Annotated in this window: 1 protein-coding gene and 1 pseudogene; both read left to right on the top strand. The window is 67.8% G+C overall.

Going from position 1 to position 1,730, the window contains the following annotated elements:
• Window positions 1–57: 57 nt before the first annotated feature.
• Window positions 58–1,536: a diaminopimelate decarboxylase gene (gene lysA / locus LQV45_RS30105; RefSeq protein WP_230010863.1), complete on the top strand. Its 1,479-nt coding sequence runs from the start codon at window positions 58–60 to the stop codon at window positions 1,534–1,536.
• A pseudogene (locus LQV45_RS30100) lies at window positions 1,537–1,730 on the top strand (homoserine dehydrogenase); the annotation flags it as partial.

Genomic DNA, 1,730 nt, shown 5'->3' with positions numbered 1-1,730 from the left:
GCTGGCCAACGGACTGGAACTGCTGGGCGTCTCGGCGCCGGAACGGATGTGACCGCCATGAGCGCAAATTCAGGACAGTCCCCGCTCGCCCCGGACTGGCTCGAGGTCCCCGCCGACCTCAATGCCCTCCACGAACCGCTGTGGGCGGGCGGTGTTGCGCGCAACGACGACGGCGAGCTCACCATCGAGGGGCTGACGGTCAGTGAGCTTCAGCGCCAGTACGGCACGCCGCTGTTCGTGCTGAGCGAGACCGACTTCCGGGCCCGGGCCCGGGCGTTCAGCGACGCCTTCAACGACGCCTTCGCCGATATTTGCGGGGGAGTGGACGTCTACTACGCCGGCAAGTCCTTCCTGTGCACCTCCGTGGTCCGCTGGGTCGAGGAAGAGGGGCTGCGCCTGGACACGGCGTCCGGCGGCGAACTCGCCGTGGCCTTCCGCGCCGGCATCCCCGGCGCCGACGTCGCCCTGCACGGGAACAACAAGTCCGACGGCGAAATCCACCGGGCGCTGGACATGCAGCTGGGACGGATCGTGGTGGACAGCCTCGATGAGCTCGAACGCGTCGCGGCGATCGCCGCCAACCGGGGCGACACCGCCAGGGTCATGCTGCGGCTGACCCCCGGAGTGCACGCCCACACCCACGAATTCATCGCCACGGCCCACGAGGACCAGAAATTCGGCCTGTCCATGGCCGGGGACTCCACGGACCAGGCCGGACTGTCCGCCGCAGAGGAAGCTGTGGCCGCGGCCACCGGGCACGCCAGCATCGAACTGCTGGGCCTGCACTGCCACATCGGCTCGCAGATCTTCGAACCGGACGGCTTCGCCCTCGCCGCTGAGAGGCTGCTGGACTTCCTGGCAGCGATGCAGTCGAAGTACTCCATCGTGCTGCCCGAGCTTGACCTCGGCGGCGGCTACGGCATCGCCTACACCCCCGTGGACACCCCGCGCCCGGCCGCCGAAATCGCGCAGGCGATGGCCGCCGTCGTCCGTTCCAAATGCGCTGCCCTCGGCATAACCGCCCCCCGGATTTCGATCGAACCGGGCCGCGCGATCGTCGGAAGCACCACCTTTACGCTGTACGAGGTCGGCACGCTCAAGACTGTCCGGGTGGATTCCCCGGCCACGGCTGGTGCCGCGGCCGGCGACGACGGAGCCGGGGACGTTACGCACCCGCGCCGCTATGTGTCGGTGGACGGCGGGATGAGCGACAACCCCCGGCCGGTGCTGTACGACGCGGATTATTCGGCGATTCTCGCGTCGCGGAGCTCCGCCGCGGCGCCGCAGCTGTCCCGAGTGGTGGGCAAACATTGCGAGAGCGGCGACATAGTTGTTAGAGATGTATATCTGCCCGAGGACGTGGCAGCCGGTGATCTGCTTGCTGTACCGGGGACCGGCGCCTACTGCTGGGCCCTGTCAAGCAACTACAACTATCTGGCCCGGCCGGGCGTTATCGCTGTCAGCGACGGATCTGCCCGGCTCATTGTCCGCGGGGAAACCGAAGAAGATTTGCTCAACCGCGACATGGGAGTCTGAATGTCTGAATTGCGAACCCTGAAAGTGGCCCTCCTGGGCTGTGGCAACGTTGGGGCCCAGGTTGCGCGGATTCTCATTGACGACGCCGACGCCCTGGCCGCGCGCACGGGCGCCCGGCTGGAACTGCAGGGCATCGCGGTGCGCAACCTCGATGCCAAGCGCGACGTCGAGCTGCCGCAGGAGCTGTTCACCAC

The organism is Microbacterium sp. Bi128, from assembly GCF_918698205.1.
Note: the sequence above shows the minus strand (reverse complement) of the source record. Positions and strands in the feature narration are given on the sequence as shown.